We start from the raw sequence: 16290 nt of genomic DNA, 5'->3' as shown, positions 1-16290 counted from the left end.
GCACGCATCAGCAGCGCCATGACGCCACCGATGCAGAAGAACGCGAACGAGGTGATCAGGTACAGCGAGCCGATCGTCTTGTGGTCCGTGGTGGTGAGCCACTTGACCACGACGTTGCCGGGCTGCCTGCGCCGGACCGGCACCTCGTTCTGGTAGTGCTCAGCCTCCGCCCCGGCAGCACCCTGAGGTTCGTTGAGGATGCTCACAGTACGTTGCTCTCCCGGTTCTTCTCGTGGTCCGTCTGCTCGATGCCGGCCGGGACGTAACCGGTCTGTCCCTGCTCGGCGAGCTTCCTGAGGTGGGCCTCATAGCGCTCGGGAGAGACGACCTTCACGTTGAACAGCATCCGGGAGTGGTCGACGCCGCACAGCTCGGCACACTTGCCCAGGAAGGTGCCCTCCTTGTTGGGGGTCACCTGGAAGGAGTTGGTGTGGCCCGGGATCACGTCCTGCTTCATCAGGAACGGCACCACCCAGAACGAGTGGATGACGTCACGCGACGTGAGGACGAAGCGGACCGTCTTGCCCTTGGGGAGCCAGAGGGTCGGGCCGGGGTTGTTGGTCTGCGGGTTCCGCGAGCCGGGCGTGCCGACGTCGTAGACGCCACCGGCGTTCGCCGGGAAGTCGTCCTTGTACTTGCGCGGAATCGCGGCCAGGTTCTTGTCGGTCTTCGCGTTCCCGGTGGAACCGTCGACGTTCTCGATGTAGTTGAAGCCCCAGCTCCACTGATAGCCCACGACGTTGATGGTGACGTCGGGCTTCTTGTCGAGACTGAGGAGCTTCGACTCGTCGCGGGCGGTGAAGTAGAACAGCACCGAGACGATGATGAGCGGGACCACCGTGTACAGCGCCTCGATGGGCATGTTGTACCGGGTCTGCGGGGGAACCTCGACCTTGGTGCGGCTGCGCCGGTGGAACATGGCGCTCCACAGGATCAGACCCCACACCAGCACGCCGACGGCGAGCGCGGCCGCCCACGACCCCTGCCACAGGGAGAGGATCCGCGGAGCCTCTTCCGTGGTCGGGGTGGGCATACCAAGGCGGGGGAAGTCCTTGTATGTGCAACCGGTCGCGGTCGCCAGGACCAGGCCCGCAGTCAGTGCCTGCAGCAGCTTCCGCCGCATCGGGCGCCGCGGCGAGCGGTCGGAGCCGTTGGGACTCACGTAGCGCCTTCCCGAGAGTCTCGCCCGCGCTGGTTGGCTACGGCCTTCTCGCTGGTCGCTCGCCGCCCTGGCACACGGGCAGGGGTTTGGATGTTTATGCGGACCAAACCCTACTGGACGCTATTTGGGGTCGCGCGGGGAGGGTGCCCAACGCGCCGTCGGGCACCCCGAAGGGGTGCCGTTCGCCGTGGGGAGCACGCCGGGGGGCCTCCGGAATGCCCCGCTCCGGCCATTTCTGACGCCCTCTCCGGACCGGGGAAGGAAGAGTTAGCGTGTGGGCGTGTCCTACTTCGACGCCGCGTCGTCCGCACCGCTGCACCCCGTCGCCCGCCAGGCCCTGCAGGCCTCCCTCGACGAGGGGTGGGCGGACCCGGCCCGGCTCCACCGGGAGGGGCGGCGCGCCCGGTTGCTGCTCGACGCGGCCCGCGAGGCGGCCGCCGACGCGGTGGGCTGCCGCCCGGACGAGCTGGCCTTCACCTCGTCCGGGACACGTGCCGTGCACGACGGGATCGCGGGCGCCCTGGGCGGACGACGGCGCGTCGGACGCCACCTGATCGTGTCAGCGGTCGAACACTCTTCGGTGCTCCATTCGGCGGAGCTGCACGAATCGGAGGGCGGCACGCTGACCCGGGTCCCGGTACGGCGCACCGGTGCCGTCTCCGCCGAGGAGTACGCGGCGGGCCTGCGCGCCGACACTGCTCTGGCCTGCCTCCAGTCCGCCAATCACGAGGTGGGCACGGAACAGCCGGTGGCCGCGGTCGCACAGGCGTGCCGGGAGGCGGGGGTGCCGCTGCTGGTGGACGCGGCGCAGTCGCTGGGCTGGGGGCCGGTGGAGGGCGACTGGTCCCTGCTCGCCGCGAGCGCCCACAAGTGGGGCGGCCCGGCGGGGGTCGGGCTGCTCGTCGTGCGCAAGGGGGTGCGGTTCGCGCCCCGGGGACCGGTGGACGAGCGCGAGTCGGGCCGGGCGGCCGGGTTCGAGAACATCCCCGGGATCGTGGCCGCGGCGGCGGCGCTGCGCGCCGTCCGGGCGGAGTCGGCCGCGGAGGTGGTCCGGCTGCGTGAGCTGACGGAGCGGATCCGGGTGCGGGTGCCCGAGCTGGTCCCGGACGTGGAGGTGGTCGGCGACCCGGTCCGCCGGCTGCCCGGCATCGTCACCTTCTCCTGTCTCTATGTCGACGGGGAGACACTTCTGCACGAGCTGGACCGGGCGGACTTCTCGGTCTCGTCGGGTTCTTCGTGCACGAGCAGCACGCTGACACCGAGCCATGTCCTGAGGGCGATGGGCGTCCTCAGCGAGGGCAACGTCCGGGTGTCGCTGCCGGCGGGGACCACGTCCGAGGAGGTCGAGCGCTTCCTCGCGGTCCTGCCGGGCACGGTCTCCGCGGTCCGCGAGAAGCTGGGGGCCCCCGGGGAGCCGGCGAGGACGCCCGCGGCGTCCGACGCCCTCGTGGTGGACGCCCTCGGCAGGCGCTGCCCGGTCCCCGTCATCGAACTGGCCAAGGTCATCACAGACGTACCGGTCGGCGGCACGGTCCGTGTCCTCGCGGACGACGAGGCGGCCCGGCTCGACATCCCGGCGTGGTGCGAGATGCGGGGGCAGGAGTACGTCGGCGAGGAGCCGGCGGACCGGGGCTCGGCCTACGTGGTCCGCCGGGTGTCGTGAGTCCCGGCCCCTCCGGCTGCCGGTGTCACCCGGAGAGGCCGTCCGTCCCGTCCTGCTAGACGAGGTGCGCCTGGACGTCGGCGGCGGCCTCGTGGCCGTACGCCTTGGTGAAGCGGTCCATGAAGTGGGCCCGGCGCAGCTGGTACTCCTGCGTGCCGACGGTCTCGATGACCAGCGTGGCGAGCATGCAGCCGACCTGGGCGGCGCGCTCCAGCGAGACGCCCCAGGCGAGGCCGGAGAGGAAGCCCGCGCGGAACGCGTCGCCCACGCCCGTGGGATCGGCCTTGCGCTCCTCCTCGGGACAGCCGACCTCGATCGGGTCCTCGCCGGCGCGCTCGATGCGCACACCGCGCGAACCGAGCGTCGTCACCCGGTGGCCGACCTTGCCGAGGATCTCCTCGTCCGTCCAGCCGGTCTTGGACTCGATGAGCCCCTTCTCGTACTCGTTCGAGAAGAGGTACGTGGCTCCGTCGAGCAGTATCCGGATCTCGTCGCCGTTCATCCGGGCGATCTGCTGCGAGAAGTCGGCGGCGAAGGGGATCGTGCGGGAGCGGCACTCCTCCGTGTGGCGCAGCATCGCCTCGGGGTCGTCCGCGCCGATCAGGACGAGGTCGAGGCCGCCGACGCGGTCCGCCACCGACTTGAGCTCGATGAGGCGGGCCTCGCTCATCGCGCCGGTGTAGAAGGAGCCGATCTGGTTGTGGTCGGCGTCGGTGGTGCAGACGAAGCGCGCGGTGTGCAGCACCTCGGAGATGCGGACGGACCCGGTGTCGACGCCGTGGCGGTCCAGCCAGGCCCGGTACTCGTGGAAGTCGGAGCCGGCCGCGCCCACCAGGATCGGTGAGGTGCCGAGCTGACCCATGCCGAAGGCGATGTTCGCGCCGACTCCGCCCCGGCGCACGTCGAGGTTGTCGACCAGGAAGGAGAGGGAGACCGTGTGCAGCTGGTCCGCGACGAGCTGGTCGGCGAAGCGGCCGGGGAAGGTCATGAGGTGGTCGGTGGCGATGGAGCCGGTGACTGCGATACGCACGGCGAGGACACGCTCCTGCGGGAGGGAGGGGATGACGCTTCACGCTACCGGCTGGACCGGCAGTGCTGAAGCGGGCAAAACTACCCGATAGTAGATCTTTCTTCGTGACCTCCCGGTGCATACGGTGCCGGTATGACGAACCTCAAGGTCCACGGTTCCGCTTCGCTCGACCCCGAGGGCGGCCTGGCGTCGCTGCGCGGCGACTGCGCCCGGATGGTCCGGCACTGGGCGGCACCCGACCACGCCACCCCCCGGCCCGTCTCCCCGTTGCTCATCCACGGCGTCACCGTCCCCTCCTCCTCCGCCCGGCTGCTGGACGCGATGTCCGACTACGGCGACTGACGGGAACGGCCGGAACCGGGCCTGGCGCCGGGCCCCGGCGCCCGCGGGGAACCGCACGCTCCGCCGCTGCGTCTCATCGCCGTCCCCCGCGGAGGGGACGGGGTATACGACTCCTGAGGATCCGGCTTTGACAGGGTCGGGTCACAGGGACAGCAGCGGAGCCGAAGGAGCGATGCGGTGAGCACCGAGCGACGCGACAACGACGCGAGCGAACCGGCCGAGGGCGCCGCCGGGACGGCCGGGCAACGCCGTCGGCATTCCCCGGTGGCCGTCGTCTCGGTCGCGGCCGCGGTGCTGCTGGTCGGCGGCGGCGGGGCGTACGTCGCCACGACCGCAGCCGGCAGCGGTGACGACCGGGGCGGTTCGGCCGCCCCCGGCGGTGACGGCACTCCCCCGCCGCTGGCCCTCGACGGCTACACCGAGGGCGGCACGGGCGGCACCGGGGACACCAACGGCATCGCGCCCGGTGAGCCCAACCCCTACGGCGTGACCTACCACGCGGACGGCGAGCTGCCCGCCGGCCCCGACTCCGCGCCCGTCTACCGGGCGAAGGGCGAGGTCACGAAGGGCGAGGTGGCCCGGCTGGCCGGGGCCCTCGGCCTGAAGGGCACACCTAGGCTCGCGGGCGGGACCTGGAAGGTGGGGCCGGACAAGGACGGCTCCGGGCCGAGCCTCCAGGTGAACAGGCAGGCGCCGGGCACCTGGACGTTCAGCCGGTACGCGCCCGGCACCGACAACTGCAAGAGCGGCACGGAGTGCGGGAGCGCCCCGGGCGCCAAGGACGGTGACGCGGTGAGCGAGGCCGCCGCGAGGAAGGCCGCGACGCCCGTGCTGAAGGCCGTCGGGCAGGACGACGCGAAGCTGGACGCGCGCCAGCTCATGGGCGCCGTCCGGGTGGTGAACGCGGAGCCGCGGATCGGTGACCTGCCCACGTACGGCTGGACCACCGGCATCCAGGTGGGCGGGGACAGCCGGGTGGTGGGCGGCAGTGGGCAGTTGAAGGCTCCGGTCGAGGGGGACACGTACCCCGTGATCGGGGCGGAGCGCACGCTGGACCTGATGAACGGGTCGGCGGCGGGCGGCGGCCGCAAGGGCATCGGGGGCTGCGCGAGCCCCGTACCGCTGAAGGACCGCGACGAGGCGCCGTGCGAGGGGTCGACCGCCCCGCCGGCGCGGGAGTCCGTGGCCGTGGAGAAGGCGGCCTTCGGGCTCGCGGCGCACTTCGTGGACGGACGGCAGACGCTGGTGCCGTCCTGGCTGTTCGACGTGCGGGCCAAGGGGGCGGACGACGGGTTCACCGTGACGCATCCGGCCGTCGACCCGCGGTACCTGACCTCGCCCGAGCCTGCCGGGACGCCCACCGAGCAGCCGAGTCCGCGGCCGAGCGGACCGGGCGACGAGCCGACCTCGCAGCCGGCCCCGCGGGACGTGCGCGTGCAGGGCTACACCGCCGACGGCAAGGACCTGACCGTGAGCTTCACGGGCGGGGTGTGCGCCGACTACTCGGCCGACGCGAAGGAGAGCAAGGGCAGGGTGACGGTCACCGTGACCGAGAAGCCGCATCCCGGCAAGGCCTGCATCCTGATCGCCAAGGTCTACCGGCAGACGGTGCACCTGGACGCGCCGCTCGGCGGCCGCGAGGTCGTGGGGACGGACGGCAAGGAGGTCCGGGAGGGCAAGGTGACCTCTCCGGAGGGCTCGGCGAACCCCCGGTGACGGCCGGAGAACCGGTGCCGGACGCGCCCCGCCGACGGCCGGGCTTCGTGTGACGGCCGGACACCGGTGCCGGCCGGACCTCGGATGACGGCCGCGCGAGCCGCCCCGGACACACGAAGGCGGCGTCCCCGTCGAACGGGGACGCCGCCTTCGTCACGTCTCCTCGGCGCGCGGCCGTGCCGTACACACCGACCGCGCTCGGCCGGCGAGCCGGTCTAGTTGAAGGAGTCGCCGCAGGCGCAGGAACCCGTCGCGTTCGGGTTGTCGATCGTGAACCCCTGCTTCTCGATCGTGTCCACGAAGTCGATGGAGGCGCCGCCCAGGTACGGGGCGCTCATGCGGTCGGTGACGACCTTGACGCCGTCGAAGTCCTTGACGACGTCGCCGTCGAGGGAGCGCTCGTCGAAGAAGAGCTGGTAGCGCAGGCCGGAGCAGCCGCCGGGCTGAACGGCGACGCGCAGCGCCAGGTCCTCACGGCCTTCCTGGTCGAGCAGGGCCTTGACCTTGGCCGCGGCGGCGTCGGACAGGATGATGCCGTCGCTCACGGTGGTGGTCTCGTCCGATACGGACATCTGCTTCTCTCCCGGGTTGTACGGAGACTGCTTGCCGACGGTTGCAACCGGCGGGGCCGCGGATTCATTCCGGGCCGAAGCGTGTCTTCTCGCTTCTGTCCTCTTCATGCTCGCACATGCACCGAAGCACGGACAGCGGCTGTGGACAACCCCCGCCGGGATTCACGTCACATCGACGCTATGGGCATCGTCAACGTGACGTGAAGCGGTTATCATAGATAGCGTCATTTCGACGAGAAGGCTTGTCCCACATGTCCCGCCGGGCCGCTCGAAACGGTCCGGCGAGCCGCAGAAACAGAAAGGGTGCGTGTGGTGACCACCGCCCAGCCCCAGGAGCTCGACGTACAGCCGACGCCTCTCGCCCTGCTGCTGCTCGGCCGGGAGGCCGACCCGCGCAGCGAGCGCGGTGTCGAGTGCCCGGGCGACCTGCCCTCACCCTCCGACCCGGACCTCGTGGAGCGTGCCCGTGCGGCCAAGGAGAAGCTCGGGGACAAGGTCTTCGTGCTCGGCCACCACTACCAGCGCGACGAGGTCATCCAGTTCGCGGATGTGACGGGCGACTCCTTCAAGCTGGCCCGCGACGCGGCCGCGCGCCCCGAGGCCGAGTACATCGTCTTCTGCGGCGTGCACTTCATGGCCGAGTCCGCGGACATCCTGACCTCCGACGACCAGAAGGTCGTCCTGCCCGACCTCGCCGCCGGCTGCTCCATGGCCGACATGGCGACGGCCGAGCAGGTCGCCGAGTGCTGGGACGTGCTGACCGAGGCCGGCATAGCGGAGCAGGTCGTGCCCGTCTCGTACATGAACTCGTCCGCCGACATCAAGGCGTTCACCGGCAAGCACGGCGGCACGATCTGCACGTCGTCCAACGCCAAGAAGGCGCTGGACTGGGCCTTCGAGCAGGGCGAGAAGGTGCTGTTCCTGCCCGACCAGCACCTGGGCCGCAACACGGCCGTGCGTGACATGGGGATGTCCCTCGACGACTGCGTCCTCTACAACCCGCACAAGCCGAACGGCGGCCTGACCGTCGAGCAGCTGCGCGACGCGAAGATGATCCTGTGGCGCGGTCACTGCTCCGTCCACGGCCGCTTCTCGCTGGAGTCGGTGGAGGACGTACGGGCCCGGATCCCGGGCGTGAACGTCCTGGTCCACCCGGAGTGCAGGCACGAGGTGGTGGCCGCCGCCGACTACGTGGGCTCCACGGAGTACATCATCAAGGCGCTGGAGGCGGCCCCGGCCGGCTCGAAGTGGGCGATCGGCACGGAGCTGAACCTGGTCCGCCGTCTGGCGAATCGTTTCGCTCCCGAGGGCAAGGAGATCGTCTTCCTCGACAAGACGGTCTGCTTCTGCTCGACCATGAACCGCATCGACCTCCCCCACCTGGTCTGGACCCTGGAGTCGCTGGCCGAGGGCAACCTCGTCAACCGCATCGAGGTGGACAAGGAGACCGAGGCCTTCGCGAAGCTGGCGCTGGAGCGGATGCTGGCGCTGCCGTAGCGCTCCCGCACACCTACGCCGACGGGGCGCCCTTCCTGAAGGAGGGGCGCCCCGCGCGTGTGCGGTGGCCGGCCAGGGTCAGACCTGGGCGGGCTCCGGGTCCTCGGTGCCGGCCGGTGCCGAGGACTGCGCCGGGACACCCGCCTTCTCCGCGCGCCTGGCCGCCTTCTTCCCCGCCCGGCGCTCCTTGCGGAGCTCGATCACCGCGTACAGCGTCGGGACGAGGAGCAGGGTCAGCAGGGTCGACGTGATCAGACCGCCGATGACGACCACGGCCAGCGGCTGGGCGATGAAGCCGCCCTCGCCGGTGACGCCGAGCGCCATGGGGAGCAGGGCGAAGATCGTCGCCAGCGCGGTCATCAGGATGGGCCGCAGCCGGTGCCGGCCGCCTTCCACCACGGCCTCGACGACTCCGTACCCCTGCCCGCGGTACTGGTTGATCAGGTCGATCAGCACGATCGCGTTCGTCACCACGATGCCGATGAGCATCAGCATGCCGATCATCGCCGGGACGCCCATCGGGGTGCCCGTGGCGACCAGCAGACCGATCGCGCCGGTCGCCGCGAACGGGATGGAGACGAGCAGGATCAGCGGCTGGACCAGGGAGCGGAAGGTCGCCACCAGCAGCATGAAGACGATCGCGATCGCCGCCAGCATCGCGAGGCCCAGGGAGGCGAACGCGTCGTCCTGGTCCTGGGAGACCCCGCCGATCTCCGCCGTCGCGCCCGCCGGCAGCTTCAGCTCGTCCAGCTTCGCCGTCAGGTCCGCGCTGACCGCGCCGGTGTTGTCACCGGTCGGCTTCGCCGTGACGGTGGCCGCCCGCTGACCGTCGATCCGGGTCATGGAGACCGGGCCGTCGACCAGCTTCACGGTCGCGATGTCGCCGAGCTTCACGGCGCCGAGCCGCAGGTTCCTCAGCTCGCCGAGGGTGCCGGCCGGCTTCGCCGACCTGATGACGACGTCCCGCTCGGTGTCGTCGAGGACCGCCTTGCCGCTGGTCGTGCCCCGCACCGCCTGCGCGACGGCGGCACCGAGCGTGGTGTCGTCGAAACCGGCCGCGGCGGCCCGGGAGTTGGCCCTGACCGAGATCCGCGGCACGCTCTGCGACAGGTCGCTGGTGACATCCGTGACGTGGTCGAGCCCCGCCACCTCGTCGCGGACCCGGTCGGCCGCCTTCCGCAGGACGTTCCCGTCGGCGGCCTTCACGACCACGCTGAGGTCCTGGTTGCCGAAGCCGTCACCGGCCGCGACCGTGGTCGTACCGGTCCCGGAGAGCCTGCCGAGCCCCTTCTCGATGCGGTCCTGGACGTCCTCGTACGAGGCCGAGCCGTCCAGCATGACCTGGTACGACGCCTGGTTGGTGTCCGTGCCGCCGCCGAAGGCCGCCATGAACCCGGACGAACCGATGGTGACCTGGTAGTCCTTGACGCCCTCGACCCCGTCGAGCATCCTCTCGACCTTCCTCGCCGCGGCGTCGGTCGCCGCCAGGCTGCTGCCCGGCTTCAACTCCTGCTTGACGGTGAGGACTTCCTGGTCCCCGGGGTCGAAGAAGTTCGTCTTCAGCAGCGGCGCCATGCCGAACGTGCCGACGAGGACGACGACCGCGATCGCCACGCTGGTCAGACGGCGACGCGTCGCGAAGCGCAGCACGGGGACGTAGAAGCGCTGCAGACGGCTGCGTGCCTCCTTCTCCTCCGCCTGCCGGCGCGCCTCCTCGGCGTCCGACGGGGTGCCCTTCGGGGCGCGCAGGAACCAGTACGACAGGACCGGGACCACCGTCAGCGACACGAGCAGGGACGCCAGCAGCGCCGCCGTGACCGTCAGGCTGAAGGAGCCGAACAGCTCGCCCACCATGCCGCCGGTCAGCCCGATGGGCAGGAAGACGGCGACCGTGGTGAGGGTGGACGAGGTGACCGCGCCCGCGACCTCGCGCACCGCCGTCAGGATCGCCTCCTGGCGCTCCTCGCCGTAGCCGAGATGCCGCTTGATGTTCTCCAGGACCACGATCGAGTCGTCGACGACCCGGCCGATGGCGATGGTGAGCGCGCCCAGCGTCAGCATGTTGAGCGACAGGTCGCGGGTCCACAGGACGATCAGGGCGAGGACCACCGACAGCGGGATGGACACGGCGGTGACCAGGGTCGAGCGGACCGAGGCCAGGAAGACCAGGATGACGAGGACCGCGAAGAGCAGACCCAGCGCGCCCTCGGTGGTGAGCCCCTTGATGGACTTGGAGACCGCCGGGCCCTGGTCGCTGACGACGGTGATCTCCGTGCCCGCGCCGAGGTCGTCCCGCAGGGCGGGCAGCTTGTCCCGGACGGCGTCGGAGATGGCGACCGCGCTGCCGTCGTGGTCCATGGTGACCATCACCGCGAGGCTGGGCCGGCCGTCCGTACGCGTGAGGGAGTCGGCCTTCGCCTGCTCCTGCCGGACGGTGGCGACGTCCGCGAGGCGCACCGGCTTCTTCCCGCCCTCGCCGGTGACCATCAGGTCCCGGATCTGCCGGAGCGACGTGAAACCGCCGCCGACCTGGACGGTGCGGTTGGCGCCGTCCTCGTCGAAGGAGCCCGCGGGGACGGTCGCGCCGCCCGCCTGGAGCGCCCGGCCGAGCGCGGCCGGCGTGAGCCGGGCCTTCGCGAGCTTCCGGTCGTCCGGGGTGACGGTGACCTGGAGGTCGCGGACGCCGTCGACCGTGACCTGGCCGACGCCGTCGATGTCCTTCAGCGCGGGGACGACGGTCCGGTCGAGCCGGTCGGACAGCGCCTGCTGGTCCCGGCCGGAGGTGACGGCGAGGACCACGGTCGGCATGTCGTCGGTCGAACCGGCGACGACCTGCGGGTCGACGTCGTCCGGGAGCCTGACCCGGGCGCGGTTGACGGCCTGCTGGACGTCGGCGACGAGCTGCTCGGTGCCGTTGCCGTAGTCGAAGGACGCCATGATCACGGCGTTGCCCTCGCTCGCCGTGGAGGTGACCCCGGTGATGCCGTCGACGGATTCGAGGTTGTCCTCGATGGGCTCGACGACCTGCTTCTCGACCACGTCCGGGGACGCACCTTGGTACGGCGCCAGGACGGACACCACGGGCAGTTCGATGGTGGGCAGCAGCTGCTGCTTGAGCTGCGGGATCGCGATCGCCCCGAAGACGATCGCGACGATCGACATCAGACCGATCAGGGCCCGTTGCGCGAGGCTGAATCTGGACAGCCAGGACATGGGTGGCGGGTCTCTCTTCTGTGGTGTGAGCGGCAGGTGGGGCACATGTGAGCGCCCCACCTCACACCCTGAGCCATCGCGGGGAACCGATCGGTAGCCCCCAGGTCCATTTCCTGGTGCGGCGCCTACTGCGGGCGCAGTACGGCGCGGTGGAGCTCAGTCCACCCTCGGACGGACCAGTCCCGACTCGTACGCGATCACGACCAGCTGCGCCCGGTCGCGCGCGCCCAGCTTCGCCATGGCGCGGTTGACGTGCGTCTTCACGGTCAGCGGGCTGACCGACAGCCGCTCGGCGATCTCGTCGTTGGAGTGCCCGCCGGCCACCTGGACCAGCACCTCGCGCTCGCGCCCGGTGAGCGTGCCGAGCCGCTCGGAGCGGGCCGGGTCCGGTCCGTCGTCCGCCGGGTCGCCCTGCGCGAGGAACTGGGCGATCAGCCCCTTGGTGGCCGCCGGCGACAGCAGCGCCTCGCCGCCCGCCGCGATCCGGATGGCGCTCAGCAGTTCCTCGGGCTCGGAGCCCTTGCCGAGGAACCCGGACGCGCCCGCCCGCAGCGACTGCACCACGTACTCGTCGACCTCGAACGTCGTCAGCATCACCACGCGGACGTGCGCGAGCCCGGGGTCGGCGCTGATCAGCCGGGTGGCGGCCAGTCCGTCGGTGCCCGGCATCCGGATGTCCATGAGCACCACGTCGGCGCGTTCCTCCCGCGCCAGCCGCACCGCCTGCGCGCCGTCGGACGCCTCCCCCACGACCTCCATGTCGGGCTCGGAGTCGACCAGGACCCGGAAGGCGCTGCGCAGCAGCGCCTGGTCGTCGGCGAGCAGGACGCGGATGGTCATGCGGGGTCCCCCGTGACGGACGTGCGGTTCTTGACCGGAAGGATCGCATGGACCCGGAATCCGCCGCCGTAGCGGGGACCCGCGGTGCAGGTGCCGCCCAGCGCGGTGACGCGCTCGCGCATGCCGAGGAGACCGTGGCCGCCGCCGTCCTGCGGCCCCTCCTGCTGCCCCGGGCCGTCGTCGAGCACGGTCACCTCGACGTTCGGCCCCACGCGGACGACGCTGACCTCGGCCTTCGCCTCGGGGCCCGCGTGCTTCCGCACGTTGGTCAGGGCTTCCTGGATCACCCGGTACGCCGCGAGGCCGACGGCGGCGGGCAGGCTGGTGCCGTGGTCGGCGCGGGCGACCTCGACGGGCAGCCCGGCGTTGCGGAAGGTGTCGGCCAGCTCGTCGAGGCGGTCCAGGCCGGGGGCCGGTTCGGTCGGGGCCTCCGGATCGCCGCTCTGCCGCAGCAGCCCGACCGTGGCCCGCAGTTCGTTGAGCGCCGAGCGGCTGGCCTCCCGGACGTGGGCGAGCGCCTCCTTCGCCTGGTCGGGCCGCTTGTCCATGACGTGCGCGGCGACGCCCGCCTGCACGTTGACGAGGGCGATGTGGTGGGCGACCACGTCGTGCAGGTCGCGGGCGATGCGCAGCCGCTCCTCGGCGACGCGCCTGCGCGCCTCCTCCTCGCGGGTGCGTTCGGCGCGCTCGGCCCGCTCCCGGATGGCGTGCACGAAGGCGCGCCGGCTGCGTGCGGCGTCGCCGGCGGCGGCGGCCATGCCGGTCCAGGCGAAGATGCCGAGGTTCTCCTGGGCGTACCAGGGCAGCGGGCCCGCGAGCATGGCGGACGCCGTCAGCACGGTCATGGTGAGCAGGCCCACGCGCCAGGTGGTGGGGCGGTCGGTCGCCGACGCCACCGTGAACAGGGCGACCACGGCGGACATCGCCACGGGGGCGCGGGGATCGCCGGTCACCAGCTCCACGAGGGAGACGGCACCCGTCGCGGCGAGGACGGTCATCGGGGCACGGCGGCGGAAGACGAGAGCTGCCGCGCCGAGCACCATCAGCGCGAGGCTGAGGGCGCCCGCGGTGCGGGCACCCCAGGTCGCGCCGTGCTCGCCGTGCGGGTCGATGTAGGAACCGGCCAGCATGCAGGCCAGGACGCCGGCGGCCAGGGCCGCGTCCAGGGCGAGGGGGTGTGCTCGGAGTCTGCACCGGGTGCGCTCGAGGGTGCTCACCCCGCAAAGGTACGGGGCCCCTGCGGGACGCGGAACGGGGCCGCCGGAGGGCCCGGCGTCGCCGTGCCGGGGAGCGTCGTCCTTCGTGCGTACGGCACCCGGAGTTGCCCCGGGGGGCGGGGCGGGCCGGCGGACTCACCACGACCGCGTCCTGCTCGGCGGCCACCGGCGGCGCCTGCCGCAGCGGGCGGGGAGGGCGTGTGTCCGTGGGGCGGGGGCTCAGCCGGGGATCAGGCCGTCGTCGCTCAGCATCGTGCGTACCTCGTCGAGGGACGCGTCGGGCGAGGGGAGGATCAAACCGGACGGCTCCAGGGAGTCGTCGGGCAGGGGCGTGCCCAGGCGGCGGACCGCCTCCAGGAGGGCGGCCAGCGTGCGCCGGAAGCCCTCCTGGTCGCCGCGCTCCATCTCGGCGAGCAGTTCGTCGTCCAGTCCGTTCAGTTCGGTGAGGTGGCTGTCGGCCAGCGTCACCTGCCCCTCCCCCATGATCCGTACGATCATGTCGCCCTCCTCAGGCGTGGGACCCGGCGGATGCCGGTGCGTTCCTACTGCTTGTCGAAGCGCGGAGTGTCCTGCGGCTGCTGCTGGGAGCCGGACCGGCCGGTGCCGCCCTCGATCGCCTGCTGCGGCGACCCGCCCGCCAGCTCCGCCTTCATACGCTGCAGTTCCAGCTCTACATCCGTACCACCGGAGAGCCGGTCCAGCTCGCTCTGGATGTCGTCCTTGGCGAGCCCGGACTGGTCGTCGAGGGCTCCGGAGGCGAGCAGTTCGTCGATCGCGCCGGCCCGCGCCTGGAGCTGCGCGGTCTTGTCCTCGGCCCGCTGGATGGCCATGCCGACGTCGCCCATCTCCTCGGAGATGCCCGAGAAGGCCTCCCCGATCCGGGTCTGCGCCTGGGCCGCGGTGTACGTGGCCTTGATGGTCTCCTTCTTCGTACGGAAGGCGTCCACCTTGGCCTGCAGCCGCTGGGCCGCGAGGGTGAGTTTCTCCTCCTCGCCCTGGAGGGTCTGGTGCTGGGTCTCCAGGTCGGTCACCTGCTGCTGGAGCGCGGCCCGGCGGGAGAGCGCCTCGCGGGCCAGGTCCTCGCGGCCGAGGGCGAGCGCCTTGCGGCCCTGGTCCTCCAGCTTGGAGGACTGCGACTGCAGCTGGTTGAGCTGGAGTTCCAGGCGCTTGCGCGAGGTCGCCACGTCGGCGACGCCGCGGCGCACCTTCTGCAGCAGCTCCAGCTGTTTCTGGTACGAGTAATCGAGGGTTTCGCGCGGGTCCTCGGCCCGGTCAAGGGCCTTGTTCGCCTTCGCGCGGAAGATCATCCCCATACGCTTCATGACACCGCTCATGGGCTTCGCGCGCCCCCTTCTGACGGACTACGGCTCCAGCACCTGCGACAGAACCCACAGTACGGGCCCTGCATCCATTACCGCACTGTTCGGGGACGGATGCGGTCATCCCCAAGGACGACTGCGTACGGCCCTGCTCCGGCGTAGGGAGTAGGTGTCTCTCGGGGTCCCCCAGGGGTCCTGTGGGACCTCCGGGGCCGAACGGCACGCAACGTCCCCCTTGTCCCAGTACAGACGTCCGGTGTTGCCGGATCGTTCCCCGGTCCGCTGTGGTCCATGCCCCGGCACCCCGTACCCTTGGGTTTTGTGTTCCGTAGCCGTGCCAACGAAGAGAAGGCCCCCGCCGTCAAGGCGCAGGTGACCGACTCCAAGCAGCCCCGTGACCCGCAGGCCCCCAAGGGTCGCCCCACGCCCAAGCGCAGTGAGGCCCAGACCCAGCGCCGCAGCGTCGCCAACACGCCGACGTCGCGGAAGGAGGCGGCCAAGCGGCAGCGTGACGAGCGCCGGGCCCAGCTGGAGAAGCAGCGCCAGGCGCTGGCCAGCGGCGACGAGCGTTTCCTGCCCGTCCGCGACAAGGGTCCGGTGCGCAAGTTCGCGCGGGACTTCGTGGACTCGCGGTTCTGCGTCGCCGAGTTCTTCCTGCCGATGGCCGTCGTCATCCTCGTACTGAGCATGGTGCGGGTGGGCTCGCTGCAGAACATCGCGCTGCTGCTGTGGCTCGTGGTGATCGCGATGATCGTGGTCGACTCGATCGGCATCGCGATCCGTCTGAAGAAGCAGCTGAACGCGCGCTTCCCCGACGCGCCCAAGAAGGGCGCCGTCCCGTACGCGCTGATGCGCACGCTTCAGATGCGTCGACTCCGGCTGCCCAAGCCGCAGGTCAAGCGCGGAGAGCGGCCCTGAGCGCGACGTCTTTCTCCGGGGGTGCGGCGAACGCCTGGCTGAGCAAGCTGGGCGGGCTGCGTGATGTCGTGCGGCAGGAGCTGGTGGCCCGGCAGCTCGACGAGCAGATAGCCGGCCGGTTCCCGGTCGGGCAGCGGCTGCGGATCCTGGACGTCGGCATGGGCCAGGGCACGCAGGCGCTGCGGCTGGCCCGCGCCGGGCACCAGGTCACCGGCCTGGAGAAGGACGCCCGGATGCTGGCCGTCGCCCGCGAGGCGCTGGCGGCGGAACCCGAGGGCATCCAGGGGCGGGTCCGGCTCGTCGAGGGCGACGGCCGGGAGACGGGGGTCCATTTCCTGCCCGGCAGCTTCGACGTGGTGCTGTGTCACGGGGTGCTGATGTACGTCGAGGAGCCGGACGCGCTGCTCGCGGGGATGGCCCGGATGCTGGCGCCCGGCGGACTCCTCTCGCTTCTCGTGCGGAACGCGGACGCGCTGGCCATGCGGCCGGGGCTGGCCGGGGACTGGCCGGGTGCGCTGGGGGCGTTCGACACGGTCGCGTACCGGAACCGGCTCGGGCTCGACGTCCGCGCCGACCGGCTCGCCACCCTGACGTCGACCCTCCTGGGCATCGGGGCGCCGCTGCACGCCTGGTACGGGGTGCGGGTCTTCACGGACCTGGCGGCGGACGGGGCCGCGGTGCCGTCGGACGTGGACGTCCTGCTGGCCGCCGAGGAGCGGGCCGGGCGCACGGATCCCTACCGCCAGGTGGCGGCGCTGCTGCATCTGTGCGGAGTGCGCGGCTGAGAGGCCCGCCCTGTGC

14 protein-coding genes and 1 pseudogene are annotated in these 16290 nt (G+C 71.7%); 6 read left to right on the top strand and 9 right to left on the bottom strand.

What is annotated here, in order from left to right:
* Both AC069T_RS35855 and ctaC read right to left on the bottom strand, forming a co-directional pair.
* Window positions 1-206 (bottom strand): annotated as a pseudogene (locus AC069T_RS35855) (aa3-type cytochrome oxidase subunit I); the annotation flags it as partial.
* Window positions 203-1162 carry an aa3-type cytochrome oxidase subunit II gene (ctaC, locus tag AC069T_RS35850; protein ID WP_476751917.1) on the bottom strand — a complete coding sequence of 320 codons (960 nt, stop codon included), beginning with the start codon at window positions 1160-1162 and terminating at the stop codon, window positions 203-205. The gene ctaC and the pseudogene AC069T_RS35855, both read right to left, overlap by 4 nt.
* A gap of 280 nt (window positions 1163-1442) precedes the next feature.
* Between ctaC and AC069T_RS35845 the strand changes: the two genes are divergently transcribed.
* On the top strand, window positions 1443-2825 hold the full coding sequence (locus AC069T_RS35845) for an aminotransferase class V-fold PLP-dependent enzyme (RefSeq protein WP_478786722.1): 1383 nt from the start codon (window positions 1443-1445) through the stop codon (window positions 2823-2825).
* A gap of 55 nt (window positions 2826-2880) precedes the next feature.
* On the opposite strand, the gene AC069T_RS35840 is transcribed toward AC069T_RS35845, so the two are convergent.
* Window positions 2881-3855, bottom strand: coding sequence for a carbohydrate kinase family protein (locus AC069T_RS35840; protein ID WP_478786721.1), 975 nt, complete (start codon window positions 3853-3855; stop codon window positions 2881-2883).
* 132 nt (window positions 3856-3987) lie between these two features.
* Between AC069T_RS35840 and AC069T_RS35835 the strand changes: the two genes are divergently transcribed.
* Both AC069T_RS35835 and AC069T_RS35830 read left to right on the top strand, forming a co-directional pair.
* Window positions 3988-4197: a hypothetical protein gene (locus AC069T_RS35835; RefSeq protein ID WP_478786720.1), complete on the top strand. Its 210-nt coding sequence runs from the start codon at window positions 3988-3990 to the stop codon at window positions 4195-4197.
* 177 nt (window positions 4198-4374) lie between these two features.
* Window positions 4375-5913: a hypothetical protein gene (locus tag AC069T_RS35830; RefSeq protein WP_478786719.1), complete on the top strand. Its 1539-nt coding sequence runs from the start codon at window positions 4375-4377 to the stop codon at window positions 5911-5913.
* A gap of 215 nt (window positions 5914-6128) precedes the next feature.
* Here the strand turns inward: AC069T_RS35830 and AC069T_RS35825 are convergent, their stop codons facing one another.
* Window positions 6129-6485, bottom strand: coding sequence for a HesB/IscA family protein (locus tag AC069T_RS35825; protein ID WP_476751912.1), 357 nt, complete (start codon window positions 6483-6485; stop codon window positions 6129-6131).
* 312 nt (window positions 6486-6797) lie between these two features.
* On the opposite strand from AC069T_RS35825, the gene nadA reads away from it, so the two are divergent.
* The gene (gene nadA, locus AC069T_RS35820) at window positions 6798-7982 is read left to right on the top strand and encodes a quinolinate synthase NadA (RefSeq protein ID WP_478786718.1); all 1185 of its coding nucleotides are present in this window, start codon (window positions 6798-6800) and stop codon (window positions 7980-7982) included.
* A gap of 78 nt (window positions 7983-8060) precedes the next feature.
* On the opposite strand, the gene AC069T_RS35815 is transcribed toward nadA, so the two are convergent.
* The 5 genes from AC069T_RS35815 to AC069T_RS35795 form a co-directional block, all read right to left on the bottom strand.
* Complete coding sequence (locus AC069T_RS35815; protein ID WP_478786717.1) at window positions 8061-11195, bottom strand: efflux RND transporter permease subunit; 3135 nt, start codon at window positions 11193-11195, stop codon at window positions 8061-8063.
* A gap of 156 nt (window positions 11196-11351) precedes the next feature.
* Entirely contained in the window at window positions 11352-12035 is a 684-nt protein-coding gene (locus tag AC069T_RS35810; RefSeq protein ID WP_478786716.1) for a response regulator, read from the bottom strand.
* Entirely contained in the window at window positions 12032-13252 is a 1221-nt protein-coding gene (locus AC069T_RS35805; RefSeq protein WP_478786715.1) for a sensor histidine kinase, read from the bottom strand. The genes AC069T_RS35810 and AC069T_RS35805 overlap by 4 nt, the downstream gene beginning before the upstream one ends.
* Before the next feature lie 219 nt (window positions 13253-13471).
* Window positions 13472-13750, bottom strand: coding sequence for a PspA-associated protein PspAA (gene pspAA, locus AC069T_RS35800; protein ID WP_478786714.1), 279 nt, complete (start codon window positions 13748-13750; stop codon window positions 13472-13474).
* A gap of 44 nt (window positions 13751-13794) precedes the next feature.
* Window positions 13795-14586, bottom strand: coding sequence for a PspA/IM30 family protein (locus AC069T_RS35795; RefSeq protein WP_478786713.1), 792 nt, complete (start codon window positions 14584-14586; stop codon window positions 13795-13797).
* A 276-nt stretch (window positions 14587-14862) separates the two neighbouring features.
* Between AC069T_RS35795 and AC069T_RS35790 the strand changes: the two genes are divergently transcribed.
* Both AC069T_RS35790 and AC069T_RS35785 read left to right on the top strand, forming a co-directional pair.
* A complete protein-coding gene (locus AC069T_RS35790) occupies window positions 14863-15489 on the top strand; it encodes a DUF3043 domain-containing protein (RefSeq protein ID WP_478786712.1) in 627 nt (208 codons plus the stop codon).
* Between the two features lie 83 nt (window positions 15490-15572).
* A complete protein-coding gene (locus tag AC069T_RS35785; RefSeq protein WP_478786723.1) occupies window positions 15573-16274 on the top strand; it encodes a class I SAM-dependent methyltransferase in 702 nt (233 codons plus the stop codon).
* Window positions 16275-16290 lie beyond the last annotated feature (16 nt).

It is taken from the genome of Streptomyces sp. NPDC043867 (assembly GCF_056435845.1).
This window is presented reverse-complemented; position numbering and strand designations above follow the sequence as displayed.